Source organism: Rhodococcus sp. C26F (genome assembly GCF_053345925.1).
In genome coordinates this window covers 59217-85209 of sequence record NZ_JBKFBA010000014.1, presented here as the reverse complement: position 1 = coordinate 85209, position 25993 = coordinate 59217, and the positions used below count along the sequence as shown (strand labels likewise).

The 25993-nt window shown below is 69.1% G+C and carries 25 protein-coding genes; 7 read left to right on the top strand and 18 right to left on the bottom strand.

Annotation, left to right across the window (positions count from 1 at the left end; translation table 11 throughout):
* Positions 1-30: 30 nt before the first annotated feature.
* The 5 genes from adh to mftE form a co-directional block, all read right to left on the bottom strand.
* Positions 31-1554, bottom strand: coding sequence for an aldehyde dehydrogenase (gene adh / locus ACLBYD_RS16470; RefSeq protein ID WP_060650881.1), 1524 nt, complete (start codon positions 1552-1554; stop codon positions 31-33).
* 66 nt (positions 1555-1620) lie between these two features.
* On the bottom strand, positions 1621-2919 hold the full coding sequence (locus ACLBYD_RS16465; RefSeq protein ID WP_059383263.1) for a GAF domain-containing protein: 1299 nt from the start codon (positions 2917-2919) through the stop codon (positions 1621-1623).
* 36 nt (positions 2920-2955) lie between these two features.
* Positions 2956-4416 (bottom strand): mycofactocin dehydrogenase MftG, encoded by a 1461-nt coding sequence (mftG, locus tag ACLBYD_RS16460; RefSeq protein WP_447817280.1) that lies wholly within the window; start codon positions 4414-4416, stop codon positions 2956-2958.
* 1 nt (position 4417) lies between these two features.
* Complete coding sequence (gene mftF / locus ACLBYD_RS16455) at positions 4418-5851, bottom strand: mycofactocin biosynthesis glycosyltransferase MftF (RefSeq protein ID WP_447817279.1); 1434 nt, start codon at positions 5849-5851, stop codon at positions 4418-4420.
* Entirely contained in the window at positions 5848-6531 is a 684-nt protein-coding gene (gene mftE / locus ACLBYD_RS16450; RefSeq protein WP_413767186.1) for a mycofactocin biosynthesis peptidyl-dipeptidase MftE, read from the bottom strand. Before mftE ends, mftF begins: the two co-directional genes overlap by 4 nt.
* A gap of 97 nt (positions 6532-6628) precedes the next feature.
* On the opposite strand from mftE, the gene ACLBYD_RS16445 reads away from it, so the two are divergent.
* Positions 6629-7612: a GNAT family N-acetyltransferase gene (locus tag ACLBYD_RS16445; protein WP_447817278.1), complete on the top strand. Its 984-nt coding sequence runs from the start codon at positions 6629-6631 to the stop codon at positions 7610-7612.
* Here ACLBYD_RS16445 and ACLBYD_RS16440 read toward each other — a convergent pair.
* From ACLBYD_RS16440 to mftA, 7 genes are read right to left on the bottom strand one after another with little or no spacing between them, the layout of a single operon-like run.
* Complete coding sequence (locus ACLBYD_RS16440; RefSeq protein ID WP_447817277.1) at positions 7587-9575, bottom strand: mycofactocin system FadH/OYE family oxidoreductase 2; 1989 nt, start codon at positions 9573-9575, stop codon at positions 7587-7589. The genes ACLBYD_RS16445 and ACLBYD_RS16440 overlap by 26 nt on opposite strands.
* 2 nt (positions 9576-9577) lie before the next feature.
* Positions 9578-10390 (bottom strand): mycofactocin-coupled SDR family oxidoreductase, encoded by an 813-nt coding sequence (locus ACLBYD_RS16435; RefSeq protein WP_024101647.1) that lies wholly within the window; start codon positions 10388-10390, stop codon positions 9578-9580.
* 51 nt (positions 10391-10441) lie between these two features.
* Complete coding sequence (locus ACLBYD_RS16430; RefSeq protein ID WP_447817276.1) at positions 10442-12343, bottom strand: mycofactocin system FadH/OYE family oxidoreductase 1; 1902 nt, start codon at positions 12341-12343, stop codon at positions 10442-10444.
* A gap of 13 nt (positions 12344-12356) precedes the next feature.
* Positions 12357-13565: a pre-mycofactocin synthase MftD gene (gene mftD / locus ACLBYD_RS16425; protein WP_120279984.1), complete on the bottom strand. Its 1209-nt coding sequence runs from the start codon at positions 13563-13565 to the stop codon at positions 12357-12359.
* A 23-nt stretch (positions 13566-13588) separates the two neighbouring features.
* Positions 13589-14830: a mycofactocin radical SAM maturase gene (gene mftC, locus ACLBYD_RS16420; protein WP_447817275.1), complete on the bottom strand. Its 1242-nt coding sequence runs from the start codon at positions 14828-14830 to the stop codon at positions 13589-13591.
* Between the two features lie 19 nt (positions 14831-14849).
* Positions 14850-15182, bottom strand: a complete 333-nt coding sequence (gene mftB, locus ACLBYD_RS16415) for a mycofactocin biosynthesis chaperone MftB (RefSeq protein ID WP_447817274.1) — start codon at positions 15180-15182, stop codon at positions 14850-14852.
* A gap of 1 nt (position 15183) precedes the next feature.
* Positions 15184-15279, bottom strand: coding sequence for a mycofactocin precursor MftA (mftA, locus tag ACLBYD_RS16410; RefSeq protein WP_006553546.1), 96 nt, complete (start codon positions 15277-15279; stop codon positions 15184-15186).
* 120 nt (positions 15280-15399) lie between these two features.
* Between mftA and mftR the strand changes: the two genes are divergently transcribed.
* The 3 genes from mftR to ACLBYD_RS16395 all read left to right on the top strand — a co-directional run bounded on the left by mftR (position 15400) and on the right by ACLBYD_RS16395 (position 17394).
* Positions 15400-16065, top strand: coding sequence for a mycofactocin system transcriptional regulator (mftR, locus tag ACLBYD_RS16405; protein ID WP_447817273.1), 666 nt, complete (start codon positions 15400-15402; stop codon positions 16063-16065).
* On the top strand, positions 16062-16865 hold the full coding sequence (gene mftM / locus ACLBYD_RS16400; RefSeq protein WP_447817272.1) for a mycofactocin oligosaccharide methyltransferase MftM: 804 nt from the start codon (positions 16062-16064) through the stop codon (positions 16863-16865). Before mftR ends, mftM begins: the two co-directional genes overlap by 4 nt.
* An 82-nt stretch (positions 16866-16947) precedes the next feature.
* Entirely contained in the window at positions 16948-17394 is a 447-nt protein-coding gene (locus ACLBYD_RS16395; RefSeq protein ID WP_447817271.1) for a hypothetical protein, read from the top strand.
* Here the strand turns inward: ACLBYD_RS16395 and ACLBYD_RS16390 are convergent.
* Entirely contained in the window at positions 17317-18192 is an 876-nt protein-coding gene (locus tag ACLBYD_RS16390) for an NAD(P)H-dependent oxidoreductase (protein ID WP_447817270.1), read from the bottom strand. The two genes, ACLBYD_RS16395 and ACLBYD_RS16390, sit on opposite strands and share 78 nt — an antisense overlap.
* A gap of 132 nt (positions 18193-18324) precedes the next feature.
* On the opposite strand from ACLBYD_RS16390, the gene ACLBYD_RS16385 reads away from it, so the two are divergent.
* Positions 18325-18669: a winged helix-turn-helix transcriptional regulator gene (locus ACLBYD_RS16385; protein WP_059383276.1), complete on the top strand. Its 345-nt coding sequence runs from the start codon at positions 18325-18327 to the stop codon at positions 18667-18669.
* 21 nt (positions 18670-18690) lie between these two features.
* On the opposite strand, the gene ACLBYD_RS16380 is transcribed toward ACLBYD_RS16385, so the two are convergent.
* From ACLBYD_RS16380 to ggt, 4 genes are all read right to left on the bottom strand, one after another.
* The gene (locus ACLBYD_RS16380) at positions 18691-19368 is read right to left on the bottom strand and encodes a MadR family response regulator transcription factor (RefSeq protein ID WP_060650749.1); all 678 of its coding nucleotides are present in this window, start codon (positions 19366-19368) and stop codon (positions 18691-18693) included.
* Positions 19365-20738 carry a MadS family sensor histidine kinase gene (locus tag ACLBYD_RS16375; RefSeq protein WP_413767031.1) on the bottom strand — a complete coding sequence of 458 codons (1374 nt, stop codon included), beginning with the start codon at positions 20736-20738 and terminating at the stop codon, positions 19365-19367. The genes ACLBYD_RS16380 and ACLBYD_RS16375 overlap by 4 nt, the downstream gene beginning before the upstream one ends.
* Positions 20735-21967 carry an iron-containing alcohol dehydrogenase gene (locus tag ACLBYD_RS16370; RefSeq protein WP_447817269.1) on the bottom strand — a complete coding sequence of 411 codons (1233 nt, stop codon included), beginning with the start codon at positions 21965-21967 and terminating at the stop codon, positions 20735-20737. Before ACLBYD_RS16370 ends, ACLBYD_RS16375 begins: the two co-directional genes overlap by 4 nt.
* 241 nt (positions 21968-22208) lie before the next feature.
* Positions 22209-24191, bottom strand: coding sequence for a gamma-glutamyltransferase (ggt, locus tag ACLBYD_RS16365; protein WP_447817268.1), 1983 nt, complete (start codon positions 24189-24191; stop codon positions 22209-22211).
* Positions 24192-24350: 159 nt separating this feature from the next.
* Between ggt and ACLBYD_RS16360 the strand changes: the two genes are divergently transcribed.
* Entirely contained in the window at positions 24351-24710 is a 360-nt protein-coding gene (locus ACLBYD_RS16360; RefSeq protein ID WP_447817267.1) for an ArsR/SmtB family transcription factor, read from the top strand.
* A gap of 54 nt (positions 24711-24764) precedes the next feature.
* Positions 24765-25250: an SRPBCC family protein gene (locus tag ACLBYD_RS16355; protein ID WP_447817266.1), complete on the top strand. Its 486-nt coding sequence runs from the start codon at positions 24765-24767 to the stop codon at positions 25248-25250.
* A 7-nt stretch (positions 25251-25257) separates the two neighbouring features.
* Here ACLBYD_RS16355 and ACLBYD_RS16350 read toward each other — a convergent pair.
* On the bottom strand, positions 25258-25993 hold a 736-nt coding region (locus ACLBYD_RS16350), incomplete at its 5' end, for a VWA domain-containing protein (protein WP_447817265.1).

Genomic DNA, 25993 nt, shown 5'->3' with positions numbered 1-25993 from the left:
GTGCGGACGTGACAGGCGCCGAAGTTCGGATCAGAAGAAGCCCTGTGCCTTGGGGGCGTAGGACACCAGGAGGTTCTTCGTCTGCTGGTAGTGGTCGAGCATCATGTGGTGGTTCTCGCGGCCGATGCCGGACTGCTTGTAACCACCGAAGGCCGCGTGCGCGGGGTACTGGTGGTAGGTGTTCGTCCACACCCGGCCGGCCTGGATGGCGCGACCGGCACGGTAGGCGACACCACCGTCACGGGACCACACACCGGCACCGAGACCGTAGAGGGTGTCGTTGGCGATCGAGATCGCGTCGTCGAAATCGCTGAAGGACGTCACGGACACGACCGGGCCGAAGATCTCCTCCTGGAAGATGCGCATCTTGTTGTCGCCCTGGAAGATCGTCGGCTGCACGTAGTAGCCGCCCGAGAGGTCGCCGCCGAGATCGGCGCGTTCACCACCGGTGATGACCTTGGCGCCCTCGCTCTTGCCGATCTCGATGTACGACAGGATCTTCTCGAGTTGGTCGTTCGAGGCCTGAGCGCCGATCATCGTGTCGGTGTCGAGCGGATCGCCCTGGCGGACGGCCTTGGTGCGGACCGCGGCGAGCGAGAGGAAGTCGTCGAAGATGTCCTGCTGGATCAGCGCACGCGACGGGCACGTGCACACCTCACCCTGGTTGAGGGCGAACATCGTGAAGCCTTCGAGCGCCTTGTCCTGGTAGTCGTCGTTCGCCGACAGCACGTCGGAGAAGAAGATGTTCGGGCTCTTGCCACCGAGTTCGAGGGTGACCGGGATGAGGTTCTGCGAGGCGTACTGCATGATCAGCCGGCCGGTGGTGGTCTCACCGGTGAACGCGATCTTGCGGATGCGCGGGCTCGACGCGAGGGGCTTGCCCGCCTCCACACCGAAGCCGTTGACGATGTTGACCACGCCGGGCGGCAGCAGGTCGCCGATGATCGAGATCAGGTGCAGGATGGACGCCGGGGTCTGCTCGGCGGGCTTGAGGACCACCGCGTTGCCGGCGGCCAGGGCCGGCGCGAGCTTCCATACGGCCATGAGGATCGGGAAGTTCCACGGGATGATCTGGCCGACGACGCCGAGCGGCTCGTGGAAGTGGTAGGCGACCGTCTCGGAGTTGATCTCGGAGATCGAACCCTCCTGCGCGCGAATGGCTCCCGCGAAGTAGCGGAAGTGGTCGATCGCGAGCGGGATGTCGGCGTTGAGGGTCTCACGGATGGGCTTGCCGTTGTCCCACGACTCGGCGAGGGCGATCGACTCGAGGTTCTCCTCGATGCGGTCGGCGATCTTGTTGAGGATCACCGCACGTTCGGCGGGCGAGGTCTTCCCCCAGGCCGGTGCGGCGGCGTGGGCTGCGTCGAGCGCGAGTTCGATGTCCCCCTCGGTGCCGCGAGCGACCTCGGTGAACACCTGGCCGGTGACGGGGGTGACGTTCTCGAAGTACTCCCCCTTCACCGGAGGCACCCACTGGCCACCGATCCAGTTGTCGTACCGGGACCGGAAGGACATGAGGGCGTCGGGCGAACCGGGACGGGCGTACACGGTCATGTGCATCTCCTGCAGCGTCGAGCGGTCGGTATGTGATCCGGAACACTACGAACGCGAGGGTTGCAACTACGTTGCGAGCTGCCTGTCCAATCGGGTCAATGTGGCATCGACCTGCGCGAAGCGGGGCGACCGAGGATCGATCGATGCCCGGTAGGCCGCCCAGGCGGTGATGTCCTCGCGGCCGTGGACGGACGAGGTCCATTGCGCGAGCAGATGCTCCTCGCCGCAGCGCAACAGCGCCGCCCGCACGCCGGAGCGGAGTTCGTCGCGGATCTCCTCGATGCCCGGCGCCACCGATCCGGGCAGGATCTCCCCGGTACAGAGGCGGACCGCCGAGGCCACGTCGCCGCGGTCGAGTGCGCGACGCACGTCCGCGACATCGGTGTCGAGCGTGGTGAGCAGCCGGTAGGGCCGCGATCCGAGGTGTTCGGCCCCGAGCACCTTGCGCAGGCGCGACATCTCGGCGCGTATGGTCACCGAGTCGAGTTCGTTCTCGTCGAGCAGCATCGCGAGCCGGTCGGAGCTCAGGCCCTCGGGGTGATCGGCGAGGATCAGCAGGATCTCGGCGTGCCGGCGGGACAGGCCCACGCGTTCGCCTCCGCGGTGCAGGGCGGGCCGCCCGGCGCCGATCGTCTCGATGCGCGGCGTCGCCGAGGGGAACAGCGGGCGGCCGCTCAGGGCATGCAACCGCAGTTCGGCCTCCGCCGCCGCGACCGTCGCGCGGACGAGTTGCAGGACCTCGGGCGCGGCGACGCGGTGCCCACCGGTGATGTCGATGGCACCGAGGACCCGGCCGCTGGTGGGGTCGTGCACGGGAGCGGCCGAACAACTCCATTCGTGCACCGTGCGGTTGAAATGCTCGGCGCCGAAAATCTGTACCGAATGATCCACGGCAAGAGCCGTTCCCGGAGCGTTCGTGCCGACGCGGTCCTCGCTCCAGTCGGCCCCTTCGACGAAGCTCATCGACAGGGCGCGGTCGCGCGCGGCGTGATCGCCCTCGACCCACAGCAGCCGTCCCTGTCCGTCGGTGATGGCGACGAGCAGTCCGCTGTCGGCGGCGTCCTCGACGAGGAGCTTGCGCACCACCGGGCGGATCAGCGACATGGGGTGGCCGGCGCGGTACTCCTCGAGGTCGTGCCCGGAGAGCAGTGCGGGTTGTTCGACGACGTCGGGATCGATGCCGCGTTGCAGGCTCCGGCTCCACGAGTCGCGGACCACCGAGCGCACCCCGTCGAGCCGATCCTTGCCGCGGGCGGAGACGAACGTGCCGTGCGCGCGCAGCACCGCACGTGCGTGCGCGGCCACGTCCGCTCCGGGGTCCAGTGCCACCCAGGGGTTGGTCGTCGCGATTCCACGATCCGTCATGTACCGGCGCCTCCTCCCCCGACACTGTAGTCGGGATCACACCGTGTGCGGCAGGGCATCCCTCGCGGTCGCGGCGACGCGGTGGGCGAGCATCACCGCGGTGGCGTGCGGCCCACGGCTGGGGACCTGCGGAAACACCGAGGTGTCGACGACGCTCAACCCGTCGATCCCGCGCACGCGGCACCACTCGTCGACCACGGCGTGCTCGTCGTCGCCCATCCGGCACGTGCCGGACAGGTGCAGCGACGTTCCGAGCCTGCCGCCGCGCGCGTCCACGCTGCCGGCCTCGACGACGCCGGTGGTCGCGGCGAGGAGGTCGGCGGCGAGCCGGACACCCTCCTCCAGAGCTTGCCGGTCGGCCGGGTCGGTCAGGTATCGGTAGTCGAGCAGAGGTGGACGTCGCGGGTCACGTTCGTCGAGCACGATGCGTCCGCGACTGCGTGGGCGCGTCAGGACGACGCCGAGCACCGGATCGGCGACACCGCTGCCGGGGATCGCCGCACCGAATGCCGCGGTGTACGGGCGCAGTTCGAGGTTCTCGGTGTGCAGGACCGTCTCGAGCAGCAGCGTGTGCGACGGGAGGCCCGGGCGGAATCGGTACGGGACGGCGAACTCCGGATGGTCGGAGAAGTCGCGGCCCACCCCGGGAAGGTCGTGCAGCGGATCGACGCCGAGCCGGCGCAGTTCGTCGGCCGGTCCGATCCCGGAGAGCATCAGCAGCTGGGGGGACCTCACTGCGCCTGCGGCGACGATCACGTGTCCGGCCGAGATGGTTCGTGGTCCGTCGGGTCCGGCGATCTCGACACCCACCGCGCGACCGCCCGCCATCACGACGCGGGTCGCGCTCACCCCGCCGGTGGCCGTCAGATTCGGCCGGTCCAGGACGGGAGCCAGGTACGCGAGGAACGGACCCACTCTCGTGCCGTCGCGCATGTTCGACGGAACCGCACCCACCCCGTCGGGTCCGGGAGCGTTGAGGTCGGCGACCGGTGCGAATCCCGCACTTTCGGAGGCGTCGACGAAGGCACGCGAGAGCGGATGCATCCGTTCGCGCGGCACCCTGGCGACCGGTATCGGGCCGGAACTTCCGTGCAGGTCGCCGGGGACATCCGCGTCGGTCTCGACGGCCCGGAAGGACGGCAGCACCTCCTCGTACGACCACGAGGCGGGCCACGATGCGAAGTCGTCCGGCCGCGCACGCACGAAGTACGCGCCGTTGACCGCGCCGGAACCGCCGAGCACCCGGCCCCGCGTCACGGTCGCCCCGACGTCCGGGGTCAACCGTGCGGGAAAGTCCGCCGTCCACGGGCTCTCCGGACCCACCGGAAGGACAGCAGCGTCACGGATCTCGCGTGGAACAGCGGACGCCGATCCGAACGCCGCGCCCTCCTCGAGCAGCAGCACGGTGCGGTCCGGATCGTCGCTGAGCCCGGCGGCGAGAACGCAGCCACAACTTCCCCCGCCGACGATCACCACATCGGCGTGCGCCGGGATCATGTCACTTCCGGATGTCGGGTACGAGCGCGGCCGCCGTGCGGGCGTCGAGCGCACCCTTCCACAGCCCCGCGCCGTAGGCGAGGTCGTCGAGGCGCTTGTAGAGCAGGTACCGGACGGGATCGAGCCCGCCGCTCTCGCGGTGCGTCTTCCAGTCCCAGATGCCTTCGGCCACAGCACAAGCCAGAACCGCCCGACGAAACTTGCGGGAGAACACCGCTGCGACGACCGTGACCGGCCAGTAGTGCCGGCACACCGCCGACGCCACCTGCCACAGACCGCCGGCGAATCCCTGGGCCGTGAGCAGCGTAGCGATGCGGTCGGGCCGGTCGAGTTCGGAGAACATCCGCCGCAACCGCACGAAGGTGACCACCTGGGTCAGCACCGCTGCGATCACCCCTACGCGGGTGAAGCTCGCGATCGCGACGCACGCGAGGAGCGTCCAGATCGACATCACCATCGGTGGGACGGAACCCGGATGCCGCTCGGCGAGCGGAGCCGCACCGGTTCCGTAGAAGGCCTTGCGCGTCAACCACGTCCGGAAGCGGGTGCGATGGTCGTGCGCGACCCGCGAGATGGGCTCGTACCGCAACCGCCACCCCGAGGTCTGCAGCCGCCGGCACAGATCGACGTCCTCGGCCACGTGCATCGTCTCGTCGAAACCGCCGCAGGCGACGAGCGCGTCGCGGCGCACGAGCAGCGCCGCGCTCGGCACGTACGAGACGGGACCACCCGCGACCACAGCGGATTCCCGGCTGCCGAGGTCGAGCGACGAGCGTGCGTGCTCGTACTTCGCGAGCGCGCTGCTGTCGGGTTCGAGGGCCACGATGCGCGGCGCGACGAGTGCGACCGCGGGATCGGTGAAGTGCCCCAGCGATCGTTCGAGCCAGCCGAGTTGTGGCACCACGTCGGAATCGAGGAAGGCCACGAATTCCGTTGTCACCTGCTGCAATCCGGTGTTCCGGGCCGCGGCGGGCCCGCGTGAGGTCTCGTGCCGGATCACTCGGACGCGACCGCGTTCCGGCGCCTCGACCGGTTTCTCGGAACCGTCGTCGACGACCACGACCTCGTGCCCTTCGACAGCGGCGAGCAGACGGGCGAGGCCGGACGGATTGTCCTTGACCGGGACGACGACGGTGACGGCGGAACTCGGCGGCAGCTTCGTCGGCCGGGGGTTTCCGATGCCCGAGTCGAGCAGGCGTCGCGCGACCGCGGCGCTCTGCGCGTCCACCACCTCGACGAAGTCCTCGTCGATCATCGCTACGGCGGCGGGGGCAAGTTTGAGCATGCGCGTGGGCGATCCTCCGACGAGGACGCGTCCTCCGGCGAAGCTGCGCACCCGCGCGTCGATGCGCACACCGAAACCGTCGGGGAGCCGGGTCGCCGAGGGCTGCGCCGCCTCCGGGGACGTCGCCTGTGGAGTGATCGCCCGACTCACCGAAGCCTTCCTTCCGTTCCCGGCTGCCACCGGGCGACCTGTGCACTCGCCCGCTCGACCAGACTCGCGAACAGGCGCGCGCCGAGTTCTGCGGTGGCCTCGGTGGGGTCTCCCAGCACTCCGTTCGCGGACACCGAGACGATACCGGCTTCGCGCAGTCGTGGCATCAGTGCTCCGATCGGTTCCGTCGCTCCGACCGCGGCCCGTGTCATGTCGACCGTCCCGGGTGCCAGGTGCAGCAGCAGACTCGTCTCGGTGACACCGGCGTGGGCATCGGATCCGGGCACCGCGCACGGAAGCCAGGCAGCGTCGCGGCCTTCGTATCGCAGGAGGCTCACCGCCTCGATCAGCGGATAGGCGTTACCGCCGTGCCCGTTGACGAAGACGACCCGCTTCGCCCATCGGCACACCGACCTGCCGTATTCGACGATCAGCGCCTTCGTCACCTCGGCTCCGATCGAGACGGTGCCGGCGAAACCTTCGTGTTCCCCGCTGGCTCCGTAGGGCAGGGGTGGGGCGAGGACCACCTCGGGCAGCTCGGCGGCGACAGCAGTCGCGATCCGGGTGTCGGTGTCGAGGGGAAGGTGTGGGCCGTGTTGTTCGAACGCACCGATCGGGACGGCCACCGTCACCCGGTCGGGTTCGATGTCCGTCCAACAGGCGTCGGCGAGCTCCCGCATCACCGCTCCGATGCTAAGGGTTTCGCGGGCGTGCACGAAACCCGGAGGTCCCGGTAGGTCCGCCCGGACGCCGAGATCCGATCGGTACGCTTTCCCGGTGCTGATCGAACCTCGTCCGCTGGACGATCCGGACGTGCAGGACCTCATCGGCGAGGTCCAGCTCGAATACGTGCGGAGGTACGGCGGACCCGACGACACCGAACTGGCGCCGCACGAATTCGACCCTCCGCGCGGGGTGTTCCTCCTGGCGGTGGCCGACGGGGTTCCGGCCGGGATCGGCGGCTGGCGTGCACCGGAGCATGCTCATCGAGGGGTGCGCGACGGTGATGCCGAGATCAAGCGGATGTACGTGCGGGCGAGCATGCGGCGCCGCGGTGTGGCGGAACGGGTGCTGGGTGCGCTGGAGCGGACGGCGACCGATGCCGGTCGCCGTCGCATGATTCTCGAGACGGGCAGCGAGCAACCCGAGGCGATCGCGTTGTACGCGAAGGCCGGGTACGTACCGATGACGGAGCGCTTCGGGCTCTACGCGGAATCACCGACGGCGATGTACTACTGCAAGGAACTGCCCCCGATCCGTCTGGCGACCGACGACGACTTGCCGGTGCTGCAGGAGATCGAACGCGCTGCGGGTAAGCCCTTCGCCGAGATCGGGATGGAGTTCGTCGCAGACGACGATCCTCCGTCCGTCGAGGAGTTGCGCGCCCACCGGGACGCGGGTCGCTGCTGGGCGTGGTTCGACGAGCACGGACGAGCGGTCGCGTATCTCGTGGCCGACCTCGTCGACGACGGCGTCCACATCGAGCAGGTGTCGGTGCATCCCGATCACGCGCGTCGCGGGATCGGCCGCGAGCTGATCGACCACGTCGCGGGGTGGGCGCGGGACGCCGGGTTCGGATCGCTGTCGCTGACCACCTACCGCGATGTGCCGTGGAACGGCCCGTACTACGCCCGTCTCGGCTTCCGCACGGTCGCGGACGATGCCCTCTCCCCCGCTCTCACCCGGATCCGCGCGGAGGAACGGAAGCACGGCCTCGACCGTTGGCCGCGCATCGTCATGCGCCGCGGGCTGAAGGCGTAGGAGCCAGGTCCCTGGCGACCCGATCCCCCTCGACGATCGCGGCGTGCAGGCGGCGTGGCGTCACCGCGTCGCCCACACGGATCACTCTCGTGCCGGATGCCGAAAGCTCCTGCCAGAGCTCGTCGACGGGCTCCTGATGGGTGGCGACGACGACCGCGTCCACCGTGAGCGTCGTCTGCTCACCGGTTGCGTGGTGGACCAGGGCGACCTCGGCGCCGTCCGGCAGGTCCACGACACCGCCGACGGCGACGCCGGCGAGTCGCTCGATCCGCTTGTCCTGGGCGCGGCGCATCCAGCCGTCGAGCTCGAGCGTCAGGCCGAGGTCCTGGCCCACGACCATCCCCGGTGTGCACACCTTCACCGCACTCCCCCGGTCCGCCAGCAGTTCGGCGACCGACGTCGCCTGGTGGAAACCGAGATCGTCGACGACGAGGACCCGGCCGGAGGGTGCAGTGCGACCGGTGAGCACGTCGCGCACGTCGCTCACCCGTGCAGACGATCCCGCCCAGGCGGGCCGGTGCGGGCGCGCACCCGTCGCGACGACCACGACGTCGGGCGCGAGCGCGTGCAGCGTCGCGGCATCGGCGGTCACACCGGTACGCACCTCCACTCCCCTACGGCGGCACTCGGCGTCGAGGTGGATCACCGCACCGAGCAGCTCGGCACGGTGCGGCGCTGCAGCCGCCTCACGGATCTGGCCGCCGGTGCACCGGTTCCGTTCGAGCAGAGTGACCGAATGCCCCTGCCCGGCAGCCGTCACCGCCGCCCGCAGACCCGCGGGTCCGCCGCCGACGACGACGACGACCCGGTGCGGTACGGCGGGCGCGGCAGGAGCGTCGGATTCGTACCCGGCGTGGGGATTGACCGCGCACGCGATGGGACGGTTGAGCCCGACCCGTCCGATGCATTCCTGGTTGCAGCCGATGCACGGCCGTATCTCGTCCTCGCGGCCGGAGAGGGTCTTGTTCGCGAACTCCGGGTCGGCGATCTGTGCACGCACGGCGCCGACCAGATCGCATACTCCGTCGGCGAGCGCGACACCGATCTGTTCGGGTCGGGTGAAGCGCCCGACCCCGACGACCGGCAGCGACACCGCCGCCCGGATCGCGTCGGGGACGAACAGGGAATAACCGTGCGGGGTGGACATCGGGGCTTCGATCAGATGCAACGTCTCGGTCGCGACGCCCACGGACGTGTTGAGGTAGTCGACGTCGCCGCTCGCCTCGAGCATCCGCGCGACCTGCACGGCGTCGTCGATACCGACACCGCCCTCGGTGCCGTCGTGACCCGTCAGTCGCACGCCCACGACACGGTCGCGTCCGACTGCCCGTCTCACGGCGGACACGACCTCGAGCAGCAGACGGGCCCGCCCCGTGAGATCCCCGCCGTAGCGGTCCGTGCGACGGTTCGTCGCGGGTGCGAGAAAAGCGCGCAGGACCGATGCCTGGGAGCACTGGATCTCGACACCGTCGAAGCCGCCCTCGGCGCAGCGGCGGGCGACGTCGGCGTAGCCCGCGACGAGTTCGGCGATGTCGGATTCCGTCATCGCGCGCGGGACCTCGCGGAAGAGCGGGTCGGGTTCGGGGCTCGGCGCCCACAACGGTTGCCCCGTGTACATCGAGGTCCCCTGCGCGCCGTTGTGGTTGAGCTGCGCGAGGATCCGCGTGCCGTGCCGGTGGACGGCGTCGGTGAGGCGGCGATAGCCGGTGACGACGTTCGGGTCCCAGCCCCGGATCAGCTTCTCGTAGGGCCGGTCCGAGGGGTGCACGGTGTGCTCCTCGGTGACGATCATCGACGCGCCGCCGCGTGCTCTGGCTTCGTAGTACGCGATGTGACGGTCGGTGACGGTGCCGTCGACCGAGAAGTTGGTCAGGTGCGCCGGGAAGACGATGCGGTTGCGCAGGGTGACCGGACCGATCCGCAACGACGCGTGCGGAATGGTGCCGGTCGCCGTGCGCGTCACCGTCAGACCTTCGAGTTGCCCTGGTCGATGGCCATCTGGCTGCCGGTGATCGTGGAGGCCCGATCGCTCGCGAGGAACAACACGGTCTCCGAGATGTCGTCGGGGTCGGCCGCAGGCTTCTCGGTGAGGATGGGGACGAAGTTCGGTCCCCACGACGGGTTCTTCTCGAACAGCTTCAGGACGCTGACGTCGGTGCCCATCGGGGTGTTCACGCCGTAGGGGTGGATGGAGTTGACCCGGATACGGTACGGGCCGAGTTCCTTCGCCGCTGCCTGCGTGATACCGACGAGGCCGAATTTCGCTGCCGCGTAGTTGATCTGACCTGGCATCGCCTTGAGGCCCGCCACCGAGCTGACGACGATGATCGATCCGCCGTTACCGGCCTCGATCATCGCGGGGGCAGCGGCCTTGAGGGTCTTGAAGACACCGGTGAGGTTGATGTCGATCAGCTCTTCGAACTGGTCGTCGGGCATCTCCCAGAAGCGGTTCCAGCTGCAGATGCCGGCGTTGGCGACCACCACGTCGAGTCGCCCGAACTGGGCGACGCCCTCGTCGACGACGGCCTTCAGTGCGGCACTGTCGCGCACGTCCGCGACACGGGCGAGGATCTTCCCGCCGGCCTCCTCCACGAGGCGGACCGTCTCGTGGAAGTCGTCCTCGGTGGCCTGCTCGTAGGTCACGTACTCCGAGACCGGGGCCGCGATGTCGACGCCGATGACGGACGCGCCCTCGCGCGCGAACCGGATGGCGTGGTTGCGGCCCTGTCCGCGTGCGATCCCGGTGATGAAGACGACCTTGCCGTCGAAATCTCCCATGTCGACCCTTCCCGTAGACCCAGATTAGAACGCGTTTCAGTGTGCCCCACGTTACAGCGCCGTGGCCACCCGGTATCCCTCTCGGACGGCCTCGCGCACGGTCCTCGGGGCCGCCCGGTCGCCGATCGACCACGATCCCGGCCACTCGGACACTTCTGCCGGTAGCAGGGGTACGCAGTCGACCAGGACCGCGTCCGCGACCGGCCTGGATTCCCCGGACACCCGGTCGACGAGGACGACTCCGTCGGCATCGACGGAACCGATCCGGCATCCGGGATGTCTCGCCACGCCTGCCCGCTGCATGCGGACGTCGAAGGCGACGAGGTCGCCCGTCGGCGCGAGTCGTGATCCGGCGACCGGGTCACCCGTCGCATAGTGGACGTCCACGCCGCGCTCCACGAGACGGTCGACGACGGCACTCGCCACCGGACCACCCGTCGGATCCCACACGACCATCCGGGACGCAGGCGGCCGAATCCCCGACAGCACCTCCGCGGCGGTCGCGTACCGCTCGGACGCGGTCACCGAAAAAGAGGGTGGACGTGGAAGCCCGCCGGTGGCCTGCACGACCTCCGTACCCGCGGCGAGCGCACTCTCGATGTCGGCAGCGCTCACTTCCGTGCCGGTACGGATGTCGACGCCGGACTCCAGACACTGCTGTTCGAGCCAGTCGACGAGCGCAGCGAAATCGGGCCGTCCACCGCGCGAGACGGCGGCGATCGTCCCACCGACCCGTTCGTTCGCCTCGACCAGGACGACACGGTGACCGCGCATCGCTGCCACTCGCGCTGCTTCCAGGCCGGCGGGTCCGGCACCCACCACGAGCACGTCGCGTGCGGAGTCCACTGGTCCGGGAGAGTTCCGTGTCTCGTCGCCGGCCTCCGGGTTCGCGATGCACCCCACGATCGGGTTGTGGAAGTCGTCGACGAGGCACGCCTGGTTGCAGCGCACGCAGGGACGCGGCCGACGACCGCGACGGACGGCGACGACGAGGTCGGGGTCGGCGATCTGCGCGCGGGTCATCTCGACCAGATCACACGTGCCGGCGGAGAGTGCCCGCTGCGCGTGTCCGACATCGACGACACTCCCCTGCAGAGCGATCGGGACCGATCCGGCGAACTCGTCCCGGATCCGGTGGCACAGGTCGTCGTTGAATCCGGCAGGGACATGCGCGTCGGGCCGATACGACTCGGGTGAGAACAATCCACCGCGCACCACGGTGAGCAGGTCGATCGACGGTGCGATCGCGCGGACGTATCCGGCGGCGATGTCGGGCGTGATGCCCGCCCACGGCGCGTTCTCGTCGCACGAGAGTCTCAGGGCGAGGACACGATCTGCACCGATCCGCATTCGAACGGCAGCGATCACCTCGCGGAGCAGCCGCAGGCGGTCGGTGCCGTATGCGTCGTCACGGTGATTGGTCAGCCCGGAGAGGAACTGCCGCAGCAGCGAGGTCGGTCCCGCGTCGAGTTCCACCCCGTCGAGATCCGCGTCGACGGCGACGACGGCGGCACGGCCGAAGGACTCGACGAGCTCGGCGATCTCGCGCTCGGTCGCCTCGGCAGGCAGTTCGCGTGTCACCGGGTCCGGCACGCGCGAGGGCGCCCACAACGGTGCGCGGGTCCACGCACTCGAACCCTGGAGGCCGCGATGACCGAGACCTGCGAGCACGAGTGTGCCGTGCGGACGGCAGGCCTCGACGATCCGCCGGTAGCCGTCCCCGCAGTGCTCGGCCAGCGGCGCGCGTTCGTAGGGGTGGTCGGACGGGTGCACCGAGGCCGTCTCCGTGACGACGATCCCGCATCCACCCTGCGCACGTCGCGCGTAGTACGCGACGTGACGGTCCGAGAACGACCGGCCGTCAGCAAGATTGGTGACGTGCGGACCGAAGATCACCCTCGCCGGAGCGATGCGTCCGGCAAGGGTGATCGGTTCGGTGAGCGCGGGGCCCATGTCGTCGGTTCGGTCAGATGCCGAGGTCGCGGCGGAAACCGTCCGGCACGAAGACGTCGTCGGGGGTGAGCTCGTGGATCGAGTTCTTGCCCAGACCCATGAGGGCGGAACCGATTCCGCCGGACAGGATGTCGAGGACGTTCTCCACACCGGCCTGGCCGTTCGCGGCCAGACCCCACAGGTACGCGCGGCCGATGAGCACGGCCCTGGCGCCGAGCGCGATCGCCTTGACGACGTCGCTGCCGCGACGGATCCCGCCGTCGAGCAGCACCTCGACGTCCTTGCCCACCGCCTCGGCGATCGCCGGCAGCGCCCGGATCGGCGCCGGGGTGCCGTCGAGGTTGTTGCCACCGTGGTTGGACACCGAGATGGCGGTGACCCCGGCGTCGACGGCGCGCTTGGCGTCGTCGACGCGCATGACGCCCTTGAGCATGAACGGTGCGTCACCCCACTGCTCGCGCAGCCACGCGACGTCCTCCCAGGTGGGCAGGGGCGTGGTCATCCACTCGCCGTAGGCACCGAAGAAGGTCGGGGCCTGACCCTCCGGCGGGGTGAGATTTGGGGTGGTCAGATCCGGCACACCGCCGGTCTTCGCCCATTCGAGCAGCCACTTGGGGCGGGTGATGCCCTCGGGGGCGAACTTGACCATCGCCTCGAGGTTCATCCGCTCCGGGATGGCGGGGCTGCCCCAGTCGCGACCGTTCGAGAACGACCAGTCCAGGGTCATGATCAGGCCCTTCGCACCCGCGGCGCGGGCACGTTCCATGCGCTGGATCAGCGTGTCGCGGCTACCCACCCAGTACATCTGGAAGAAGGTCTTGTCGTTGACCGCCGCGACCTCCTCGATGGACTTGCTCGCGAACGACGACAGACCCATCGCGGTGCCGCGGGCGGCGGCAGCACGGGCCACGGCGACCTCACCGTCCGGGTGCACGGCCTGCACACCGGTCGGCGAGATCATCACGGGCAGAGACACATCCTGTCCCATGATGGTCGTGGCCATCTCCCGCTTGTCGGACAGTCCCGCGACGTGCGGGGCGAATCCGAGTTCGCGGAAGGCGGTGGTGTTGTCGTCGACCGTGATACCGGCCTCGGACCCGGCGACGAGTGCGCCGTAGACGGACTTGGGCAGGCGTTTGCGGGCGCGCTGCTGTGCGATTGCGACGGTCTCGAACCACGGGTCCTGGGCCCACGGATTCTTCAACCAGGAAGGCTTGGCCATCGTCGGTCGTCTCCTCGGAAGATCTAGAGCCCTGCGAGCGGATTCTCGTCGCAGAACTTGGCGGGGGGTTTGGTGAGCAGGGTCAGCGGTACCGGTGCGGCCGGGGTGCGCCGTTCGGCGCGCTTGCCGGTGCGCGAGTGGTCGACGCTCGACTGCGGCACGGTGCGCTCGGCCTCGAGCGCGGACTGTCCGTAGCCCTGCACGCATTCGGGATCGGGGCCGTCCATCGGCAGACCGGTGAAGAACTTCGCGGCCATGCAACCGCCGCGGCACGCATCGAAGAAGTTGCACGACGCGCACGCACCGGCGGACTGCGGTTCGCGCAGTTCGCGGAACAGCTCGGAGTTCTTCCACACCGACGCGAAACCACCGTCGGTCAGGATGTTCCCGGCGTGGAAGTTCTCGTGGATCGCGAACGGGCACGCGTAGACGTCGCCGACCGGGTCGATCAGGCACACCACGCGTCCCGCGCCGCACAGGTTCAGTCCGGGCAGCGAACCGCCGCCCTCACCGCCGAAAGCGGACAGGTGGAAGAACGAGTCGCCGGTGAGCACACCCTCGCCGTGGGCGACGAGCCAGTCGTAGAGCTGCCGCTGCTGCTCGTGGGTGGGATGCAGATCGTCCCATACATCCACGGCGCGGCCGGACGGGCGCAGTCGCGTGATGCGCAGGGTCGCGCCGAAACGGTCGGCGAGAGCCTTGAACTCGTCGAGCTGGTCGACGTTCTGGCGGGTGACGACGACGGAGATCTTCGCGTCGCGAAAACCCGCCTCGGACAGGTTCTCCAGCGCGCGCACGGCCATCGCGAACGAACCCGGCCCGCGCACGGCGTCGTTGACCTCGGCGGTGGCACCGTCGAGGGAGATCTGCACGTCGACGTAGTCGGAAGCGGCCAGCCGGGCGGCGACCTTCTTGTCGATGCGCACACCGTTGGTCGAGAACTTCACACCCACCTGATGTTCGGTGGCGTAGTCGACGAGTTCCCAGAAGTCCGATCGCACGGTAGGTTCGCCGCCACCGATGTTGACGTAGAAGACCTGCATGCGCTGCAGCTCGTCGATGATCGCCTTGCACTGTTCGGTCGACAGTTCGCGCGGGTCGCGCTTGCCCGACGAGGACAGGCAGTGCACACACGAGAGGTTGCAGGCGTAGGTGAGCTCCCAGGTCAGGCAGATCGGGGCGTCGAGGCCCTTCTCGAACTGGTCGACGAGGCGACCGACCTTCGGTGGGGCGGAGGTGGTGGGCGGTTCGAGCAGCGAGGTCATGGGCTGGTCCTTACAGACGTCAGGCAGGAACGATCATGTGCGAGTCGGCCAGGGTGCCCAGGGCACGCACGTAGGGCCGCTCGGCGTTCTCGTCGATCCCGTGCGCTCGCAACGCTTCTCGCACCGAACCGTGGTCGCCGAGGGATCGGACGACGTCGACGATGACGGTGTTCTTCAGGAACGACAACTTGCGGGTGCCGAAGTGGTAGAGCAACGCCCCGAACGGCTCGGGGCGAAGCGCTACCTGCGGGTGGAGCCGCCAGCCGGCACCCGGATCGAACATCTCGGTGTCCATTGCTATCTCGGTGTCCATTGCTACGGGGGACACGTCGGTGGCTCCGGGCGCGGTCATGTCAGTACACGCCGCACATGCCGTCGATGGAGACCTCTTCGACGAGGGATTCCTCGATCAGATCGGATTCGATCACGGCGTTGTCACGATCGGACATGTTTCCTCCTCGGTTTCTTCTCCTGGATCGGAGCCGGTCGTCACAGTGGGACTTGCGCTGTGAGCCGGTTCACCACTGTAATGGCATCGAGTGCAGAATGTCACGCCTCCGGGAGGAAGAATGACGCGTAGTCGCGGGAAACCGTCCGCTCGGATAGGTCGCCGCCCGTCCACCTCGAAGGAGGAACTCGCCGCAATCGGCATCGAGCTGTTCACGGAGGCGGGCTTCGACGAGACGAGCATCGACGACATCGCCGAGGCGGCCGGTATCGCGCGACGCACCTTCTTCCGCTACTTCCCGTCGAAGAACGAGGTGGCCTGGGGAAACTTCGACGAACACCTCGCCGGCATGCGCGCGAGCCTCGAAACGATCCCCGAGGACGTTCCGCTCTCGGAAGCGCTGACCACCGCCCTGCACGACTTCAACACCTTCCCCGACAGCGAGGCCGAACGACACCGCGCACGGATGGGACTCATACTGCACACGCCCGCGCTGCAGGGCTATTCGTCGGTGATGTACCAGGGCTGGAGACGTGTCGTCGCCGAGTTCGTCGCCCGTCGCACCGGGGCCGATCCCGACGACCACATCCCCCGCACCGTCGGTTACCTGCTGCTCGGTGTCGCGATCTCCGCCTACGAGGCGTGGCTCGACGAACCCGGATCGGATCTGCACGAATACCTGGCCATCGGGATGGGGACACTGACCGCCGGTCTCGATTACAGTGACCCGCACTCCCCTTCCACACCTCCCCCTTCCACACCTCCGAAAAAGGTTGCGAAACAATGACCCTGCTCGATTCGCTCGCTCCCTGCAGCCCGGACCGGTGGACACACGACCACGTGACGGTCGAACGCGTACCCGCCGGGCCGCTGAACGTCCGGCGCGAGGACGATCGACTCCACGTCACGCATTCCCTCACGGCCGAGCAGATCAGCGAGCGACTCGTCGCCGAGGTGACCGCCTCGATCCAGGACGTCGAGTTCGGTCAGGACGAGTTCGAGCTGACGATGGTGGGACTCGTCCGCTCCACGGTGCCCGGCGCCCTCGACTCGTGGGTCACCTACTACCGCAACTCGCTCGGCGAACTACTCGACGGTACAGCAGATTTCGCGCCCATCCACGATCGGGCCGCCGAACTCGTCCGTGGGAGCGTGCTCGACCTGGGGTCGTGTTTCGGTTTCCTGCCACTGCGACTCGCGGCCGCCGGCACCGCCGTCACCGCCACCGACATCCTGCCCGGCACGATGCGTCTGCTCGATGCGGTCGCACCGCGGCTCGGACTGCACGTCGACACACTCGTGTGCGACGCGGCGAACGTCCCGGTCCCCGACGGCAGCGCCGACACCGTCACCGCGATCCACCTGCTCGAGCACGTCGACGACGCCCTCGGTGCCACGATCCTCGCCGAGGCGCTGCGGATCGCCCGGCAGCGGGTGGTGGTCGCGGTGCCGTTCGAGGACGAGGCGACGGCCTGCCATGGGCACGTGCGCACCTTCGACCTGCCCGCACTCGAGGAACTGGGCCGCAGCACGGGGCGTCCCTTCGAAGTGTTCGAACACCACGGTGGGTGGCTCGTCATCGGGTGATCCACCCGGGCCATCCGCCTGCCCGCCCATCCGTTTCCCGTCCGGCGACGAATACCCGGTGTGGACGGAAGGAGGTGGCGCGATGGACCAGATCGTCGAGAGCCACTTCGGCTGGACGACCCGCCGCGTCGTCCTCCCCCGCCGCGCCGCGGACCGGGAGATGTCATCGTCGTCCGGAGTGGTGACGGACTATCGGCCGCTCCCCGAGCGACCGGACGTGCGGCTGCTCGTCTACCACGACGAGACGGACGACTCCGACTACGACGCCGTGGCGATCGGAAAGACCGACGGCGCGAACGACATTCCGGTACTCACCACCGTCGAGGAGTGCCTGCTCGTCACCGCGGTCCGGCCCGGGACGGGTCCCGCGATCGTGCTCGCCGCGCCGCCGGGTGAGGACGAGGGCCGACGGGTCCGGGAGATCACCCGGCAGCTTCTTCGAGGCGGACCGCTATTGCGCCTGATCCTGTACACCGGCGCACTGTCGGTACTCGTGCCACTGCACTCGCCTGCTCCGACCGGACGCTGACGCGGTGTGGACGTCGGGTCCGTACTCGCCCGGGCAGACGTGGTCGACCAGCACGTGCTCGCGGTCGTACTCTCCTCCGCGCAACGGCCTGTACGGGATTCCGGGGTCCGACGACAAGCCGTCGAGACGATCGTGCAACCGATGTTCCTCGCGCAGGACGGCTTCCTCGTCGAGTCGGTCGGCGCTCGCGACGAGATGCGGTCGCAGTACCCGCATTCCGGTGTAGAAGCCCGTGCCGTGCAGGAGCGGCCACAGCACGTGATCGATCGACCCGCTGATTCCGCGCGGTCCGAGCGCTGCGGCTCGATCGCCCGCCGTGACGACGGCGAGCATCGTTCTGCCCGCCAGTCCCCCGTCGCCGTATTTGCGGACGCGCCCGTGCTCGTCGCGGACACCGAACGCGAAACCGTTGGTGAACACGCGGTCGAACCATCCCTTCAGGATCGCCGGCATGCCGTACCACCACAGAGGGAACGACACCACGAGGTGGTCGGCGGCGCGCAGCGCGTCCTGTTCGCGGCGGATGTCGTCGGCGAGGAGACCGGTCGCCGTGGCGTTCTTCTGTCGCTCCGACAACGTCCTCCCCGGCGCCGCACCGAAGTCGGTGTCGGAGAGCACCGGATTCCAGTTCATCGCGTAGAGATCCGAGATCGCGACGTGCGTGCCCGACTCGCGTAGTCGTGCCGCCCCCGAGCGGACGAGGGCGTGCCCCAGTGAGGCGTCGTCCGGATGGGCGTGCACCCACAGAACGCTGCCCTTCTCGACATTGTCCTTGTCTGCACTGTTCTTCTCGGCCATGTCTCCATAGTCTGGGGACGGGAACGGTAAGGGAAGTACGCACTTTCCGATCACCTACGGACCGAAAGGTAACCATCGGCGATGACCAGGGAATTCCGATGACACAGGGGTTTCTATGACACAGGGGTTTCGATGACACGGAAGGCCGTGGAGACGGCGATGCAGGTGTGCCCGGTGGAGATCGCCGTGGCGGTTCTCGGGGGCGCGTGGAAGCTCACGATCGTCAAGAACCTGATCGACGGGCCCTGCCGGTTCGGCGAACTGGGCCGGCGGGTCGGTCCCGTCAGCGCGCGGGTGCTCACCCGGCAACTCCGCGAACTGGAGGCCGACGGGATCGTGTCGCGCACGGTCTTCGCCGAGGTGCCGCCGCGGGTGGAGTACGAGCTGACCGAGCTCGGCCGGACCCTCGAGCCGGCCGTCGCGTGGCTCGACGACTGGGGTGCGGCCTACAGCAGCAGGCTCACCGCGCAGAGCTGAGCGTCGGAAGGGGCCGGGCGGTCAGATCAGCCCTTGCTTGCTGGCGGCGTAGACCGCCTCGGCCCGGCGGCTCACTCCGAGCTTGCGCATGATGTTGCTGACGTGGAACTTCACGGTGGTGGCCGAGATGAAAAGCTGCTCACCGATCTTCACGTTCGACATGCCGGCGGCGAGAAGCTTCAGCACCTCGAGTTCGCGGCCGGTCAACTGTTCGGCGGATGTGCCCTGCCCGTTGAGCGAACGCACGACCGCCGCCGCGCTGCGCGAGTCGAAGGCGCTCTCGCCGCGGGAGACCGCCCGGATGGCGCGCACCAGCTCGGTGGTGTCGACGTCCTTGACGACGTAACCGCGCGCGCCCGCGTGCACCGCCCGCACGACGAGTTGTTCGTCGAGGAAGGTGGTGAGCACGAGCAGACCGATGCCCGGGTGCGCCGAGGACAGCCGCCCGCACAATCCCAGTCCCTCGAAGTCCGACCCGGCCGAGAGCTTGAGATCGAGCAGCACGATGTCGGGACGCATGCGGTCGACGAGCGCGAGCGCCTCCACGTCCGTCGAGGCCTCCCCCACCACTTCGAGATCCGGTTCGCGGTCGAGGATCGAGCGGAGTCCCTGGCGGAGGATCGCGTGGTCGTCGACGAGTGCGATGCGCACCGTGCCGGGCCGCGCCCGCGGGGTTGCCTGCGGCGGCGTGACGGTCATGACGGTTCTCCCACCTGTTGAGCTACAGCATTGTCCTGCAACGGGATACGGGCCGCGATCCGCACTCCACCGAACCGGGAACGACGCACCTCGAGCGTGCCTCCGAGTTCGCGGGCGCGGGCCTGCATGTTCGCGAGACCGCGATGGCTCCCGTCGAGATCGTTGGCGGCGAGTCGCAGCATCACCCGCAGACGCGCCGGGTCGCCGTCGCCGTCGTCGGCCACCGACAGCAGGACCGCATCGCGTCCGTAACTCAGCCGCAGCACCACGCGACTCGCGTTGGCGTGCACCGCCGCGTTGAACAACGCTTCGCCGGCGATCCGGAGCAGGGCGTGCTCGGCCTCGCCGCTCAACTCGACCGGTGTGCCGCCCATCCTCGTCCTGACCTCGAGTTCGCCCGGCATGTGGGCCACGCTGAGCTGTTCGAGCATCTCCGGCAACGACATCCGTTCGGAATCGGACGGCCGGTTCAGCGCGTAGATCGCGGATCGCAACTGCTCGACGGCACCGCGGGTGAGTTCCTTGGCGAGGTCGAGTCGTTCGCTGCGTTCGGCGTCGGGGATGTCGCTGCGGCACACCTCGATCTGCATGCCCGCCGAGAGCACGGCCTGCGTGACGCTGTCGTGGAGTTCGCGCGCGATGCGGTGGCGTTCCTCGTCGAGCGCCTGGTTCCGGTGGGCGACGCCCAGCTGCCGCTGCGTGAGAGCGAGTTTCTTCAGGGTCGCTTCGAGTTCCTCGTTGCGTGCCTGCAGATCGGCGGCGGAGCGGTTCGCTTCGCGGTAGGCCTGCTCGGCGCGTTCGAGTAGGAGTTGTCCGCGTTGGTAGAGCGCGGAGTTCTGCAGCGCGACCGCGGTCTGGCTGGCGAGGATCGACAGGACGGCGCGGTCGGTGGTGTCGAGGACGCGGTGGTCCGGCGTCCACGCGGCGATGGCACCGGCGACTCCCCCGTCGAGGACGATGGGCACGAACGCGTGGTGGTTCTCGACCAGCTCGCGACGTTCGACGGCACCGGTACGCACGGCGTCGAGCAGGGCCACGACCTCGTCGGGCAGGGGCGGTCCCTCGACATTGTCGACGAGGAAGGGGGTGGCGTCGGGGCCGAGCACGAGCCTGCGCGGCCCGGCATCGGGCAGGACCCCGTCGGCGAGGGCGAAGGCAACCCACGTCGCGCTCAGGTGCGCGCGGGCGGCTTCGGCGACGGCGCAGATGAGCGTCTCCGGCCCCTCGACCGTGCGCACCAGCGCCCGGGAGATCAGTTCGAGTGCGTGGACGACGCGTTCGAGTCGTTCGGCGGCGCCGCGGTACTGCGGATAGAAGGTCGACTTCCCGGAGCGGAGTCCGGTCAGTGCCGACAGGTCGGGAGCACTCACAGCGCCGTCCGGAACAACTCGATCATCTGGTCGCGGGTCGCGGTGCGCGGATTCGTCGACATGCACGCGTCGCGCAGTGCTCCCTCGGCGAGTCGCGGCAGGTCTTCCTCCCGCACACCGAGCTGGCGCAGTCCGCGCGGCACGCCCACCTCGCGGGCGAGGGCGTCGATGCGCGACGCGACGGCCTCGACGGCCTCGGGCGCGGCACCGCGCGCCTCCTCCAGACCGAGGGTCGCGGCGACCTGGACGAACGGCTCGGGATCGTCGGCACCGTTGAACCGGATGACGTGCGGCAGCAGCACGCCGTTGATGACCCCGTGCGGCAGGTCGAGCAGACCGCCGACCTGATGGCTCATCGCGTGGGCGGCACCGAGGATCGCGTTGGTGAACGCGAGTCCGGCCTCGAGACTGGCCTGGGCCATGGTGGCGCGAGCGGGCATGTAGGTCGGGTCGTCGATCGTGCGCACGAGCGTGCCGGTGACCATGCCCACCGCCCGCAGTGCGTGATGGTCGGTGAGGGGGTTGTGGGCGCGGGAGACGAACGCCTCGATGCCGTGGGTGAGGGCGTCGAGTCCGGTGGCGGCGTTGAGGTCGTCGGGCATGGTGGTGAGCAGTCGCGGATCGATCACCGTGAGGTCGGGGACGAGCGACCGGCCGATGATGGTGATCTTGCTGCCGCGCGCGGTGTCGGTGACCACGCAGAACTGGGAGACGTCGGCTCCCGTCCCGGACGTCGACGGCACCATGACCATCGGCGGGATGGGCAACGGCGCTCGGTCGACGCCCTCGTAGTCGAGGATGTTGCCGCCGTTGGCGGCGAGGATCGCGACGCCCTTCGCGGCGTCGATCACCGAGCCGCCGCCCAGCGCGACGAGGACGTCGCAGCCCCGCGACCGGTACAGCTCGTGGCCGGCCGCGACCTCGTGGTCCTTGGGATTGGGGGTGAGACCGGCCCACACGGTGGCGTCGACCCCCTGATCACGCAGGTGCTGCAGGAGTTCGTCGACCCACCCGGCCTCGATCAGTCCCGGGTCGGTGACGAGCATGGGGCGGACACCGCCGAGCCGGACGGCGGCGTGGGCCGCTTCGACGAGCGAGCCCTCCCCGAAGACGATCTCGGGGGCGTGGAACTTGACCAGGGCCGGCCCCGAAGCGGGGTGGTCGTCCCGAGGGGTCGCGGAAGCACGGGGATGGGTCGTGTTCTGGTGTCCCGGCATGACGACGGCCACTGTTCACTCCTGACGATCCGCACGATCCGCGCACCTGTGTGATCCAGCTTACGGTGCACGGGTTGTCGGGCGGAGCGGGCACGGGACGCACCGGACCGATGGTGAGGTCGGCACCTATCCGACAGGGTAGGTCACGGGCGTGCGATTCGCGCTCGACGGATATGTCGACAGCCTGCGCCGATCCGTCGGCGGCCGCCGGTAGGGCGCCGATCGTCACTGTCCGCCGGTAGGGCGTCGATCGTCACTGCCCGCCGGTATCGCCCATCACGGCGCCCTCGCGTCGGGGGTCGGCGCCACCGACCCATCCCTCCCCCTGACGCAGCAGCGCGCTCAGTCCACTGGACTGCGGGGCGACGGACACCTCGTGGCCCATGTCGCGGAGCTGCTGCACGAGAGGATCGTTCGCTCCGTCGTCGGCACCGTCGATCGCCGGATGTTCGCCGCCGACCCCGGTGACGGGGGTGTTCGCGGCGCCGAACGACACGGCCGAGACGGCCTGCTGCGGGTCGAGTCCCCAGTCGAGGGTGTTCACGAGTGTCTTGACGACGAATTGGATGATCACCGAGCCGCCCGGCGACCCGACCACCATCCGGATGTCGCCGCGACCGCCGTCGGGGGTGCGATCGAAGACGAGCGTCGGGGCCATCGAGCTGCGCGGCCGCTTGCCGGGTTCGACGCGGTTGGCGACGGGCAGTCCCTCCTCGTCGACCGGTTCGGCCGAGAAGTCCGTGAGCTGGTTGTTGAGGAGGAACCCGTCGGTCGTGTGGAACGAGCCGAAGGCCGACTCGATGGTGGTCGTCATGGATGCGACGTTGCCGTAGCTGTCCGCGACCGAAATGTGGCTGGTGCCGTGTTCGGGGCTCTGCGGCGGCATGCCGAGCGGGACCGGACCGAAGTCGCCGGGCTGCGCCTCGCCCATGCTCTTGCCGGGGTCGATCAGCCCTGCGCGTTCGGACAGGTAGTCCGGGTTCACCAGGGTCTCGAGTGAGCCACCCGGGAGGGGCACGAAATCGGCGTCGGCGACGTACTTGTCGCGATCGGCGTAGGCGAGTCGTTCGGCCTCGGAGATCAGGTGCACCGCATCCGCGTCGGGGACGCCACCGTCGGCATCGACATCACCCGGCGGCAACGACGCGAGGTCGAAGTTCTCGAGGATGCCGAGCGTCGCCGCGACCGCCATGCCACCCGAGGACGGGTTGGGCATCCCGCAGATCTCGTACTCGCGGTAGGGCGTGCACAGCGGTTGCCGTTCCTTCGCCTCGTAGACGGCGAGATCCTCGAGGGTCATCGTTCCGGGTGTACGCCCGCCGGAATCGGTGCCGGTGGACTCGACGATGCCGGCCGCGATGTCACCGGTGTAGAAGGCGTCGGCGCCGTCGGTGGCGATCGCCGAGAGTGTCTTGGACATCGCCGGATTCGTGACGATCTCACCTTCGGGCTTGGGCGAGCCGTCGGCCTGCAGGAAGTAGGCGCGGGTCTCGTCGTCGACGGCGAGCTGCTCGGCGGAATCGGCGATCGACTGTGCCAGACGGTCGCTGATCACGATGCCCTGATCGGCGAGATCGATGGCGGGGCGGAACAATTCGCCCCAGGCGGTACTCCCGTGCTCCGCGTGGACGGTTTCGAGCATCCGCACGACGCCGGGCACGCCGATCGAGCGGCCGCTCGCACGCGCGTCGGGGCGGGGTTCGGTGCGATCGGTGTCGCTGATCCAGCGCAGATAGTTCTCGGTCGCGGACATCGGTGCCGTCTCGCGGCCGTCGTATGCCTTCACCTCACCGGACTCGGCGTCGTAGTACACCAGGAACGCTCCGCCGCCGATACCCGACGACTGGGGTTCGACGAGACCGAGGACCATCTGGGCGGCGACGAGTGCGTCGGCCGCGGTCCCGCCGTCGCGCAGGACCTCGCATGCCGCTTCGGTGGATGCGGGATTGGCCGTCGACACGGCGAAAGAGGAGGTGGTCACCGCGGTCATGCCGGTGCGGTAACCGGTCGCGATCTCGGGGTTCGTGGAGATGTCGCGATCCCCGGTTTCCGTCGTCGGTTGTGTGTCGGTGATCGGGGTGCCGTTGGGTTCGGCGGTGCAGGTCGCGGCTGCCGCGGTCTCCTGCACGTCAGCCGTATCGCCCGACGCGGACGTACACGCGCCGAGGAGGGTGATCGAGACGGCCGCGGCGAAGGCCGCGCGGACACCGGACCGGGCTCTCGAGGGCAGGACCATTCACCGACCGTAGCCGGGCGCGTGAGTGCCCGTAGGGAATTCGACCGCGATCCGCTCGCGTCCGCGCGCCGTACCCCTTGACACGGCCGTCGCCCGGGGAGCATCCTTTATTCAACCGGATGGTTGATAAACCGGAAGGTTCACGAAGCGGAGGCGATCGTGTACGACGACGAGACGGACGACACCGCGCTCGACCTGGCGTTCGCTGCCCTGGCCGATCCGGTCCGCCGCCGCATCGTCGCCCGGCTCAGCCGGGGCCCGGCCACGGTCACCGAACTCGCGGAACCCTTCGCGATCACCACACAGGCGATCTCGAAACACATTCGGGTGCTCGAACACGCAGGTCTCGTCACGCGCACGCGCGACGCCCAGCGCCGGCCCGTCCACCTGAACCCCGCACGGCTGGAGATGCTGACCTCCTGGATCGACCGCTACCGGTTGGTCAAGGAGCAGCAGTTCCGCGGTCTCGATGCCGTGCTGGCCCGGGAAGCGGCCCCCGATCGCCCACGGGGTGCGTAGTCCACCCCGATCCACACAGCGTGCGTAGCGCACCCCGATCCCTGGAGGACCATCATGAGCAACAACGCAGTCACCCTCTCGATCCCGGAGGGCGTCCCCTTCATCGACTACGAGCGGGAGTTCGACTTTCCCGTCGAGGACGTCTTCCGCGCCCACAAGGACCCCGATCTCGTCGCGCAGTGGCTCGGCCCGCGCGGCCTGGAGATGAAGATCGAGGAGTACGACCTCCGCACCGGCGGTTCGTACCGCTACGAACACTCCGACGACAGCGGCAGCTACCGCTTCGCGGGTGTCTTCCACACCGTCCGCGAGAACGAGCTCATCGTCCAGACCTTCGAATATCTCGGGTTCCCGGATGTGGTGAGCCTCGAGACGCTCACCTTCGTCGACCTCGGGAACGGCCGCTGCAAGCTGGTCGGCCATTCCGTGTACCCGAGCCAGGAGGCCCGCGACGGCATGGCGGAATCGGGTATGGAGACCGGCCTGACCGAGGGCTTCGAACGACTCGAGGAACTGCTGGCCGGGTCCGCGACGCGGTGAGCGCCGTTCACCGCAGGGCGTGGCCGAGTTCGGCGGCGCGCGCGAGCAGTTGCGCGCCGTCGCGGGCGACGACCACCTCGTCGCACAGTTCGGCGTAGCCGGGCATCGCGCAGGTCGCCTGCGTCCAGTACCGCTCGGGTTCGGGCGTGATCCACGCGAGGCGGTGCACGCGGCGACGGAGTTCCTCGAGCCGATCGGTGCGCGGGGGCAGGCCGTTGCAGCGCCCGTCCCCCACGACCAGCACCGACGTCCGGCCGTCGATCGATCCGGAGTGCTCGGTGAGCAGTTCGTCGAACATCCTGCCGTAGTCGCTGCTCGCCTCGAGATCGACTGCAGGATGGGCGAGTACGGCGGCCAGGGCACCGTCACCGCCGGCGGCGAGCAACTGTGTCGTCACGTCCACCGGACGATCGACGAAGGCGACCACCCGGCACCGGTGCGCCCGCCCGTGCATCGCCTGGGCGAGCCGGAGCGTGAACGCGGTGATCGGACGGACCGACAGCGAGACGTCGGCGAGGACGAGCAGTCGCACCCGGTCGGGGCGGGGTGCGCGGACGACGAGCCGGAACGGCACACCGTCGGTCCGCATCCCCGCTCGGGCGGTCCTGCGCATGTCGAGCCGTCCGCGGGTCCGCTCACGCGGATGGGGCCGGACCGGTCCGCGCATGCGGCGCAGCACCTCGTGGCACGCGAGCTCGATCTCGGCGCGATCGATGCCGGCGGCGTCGTGCGATTCGGGCGCC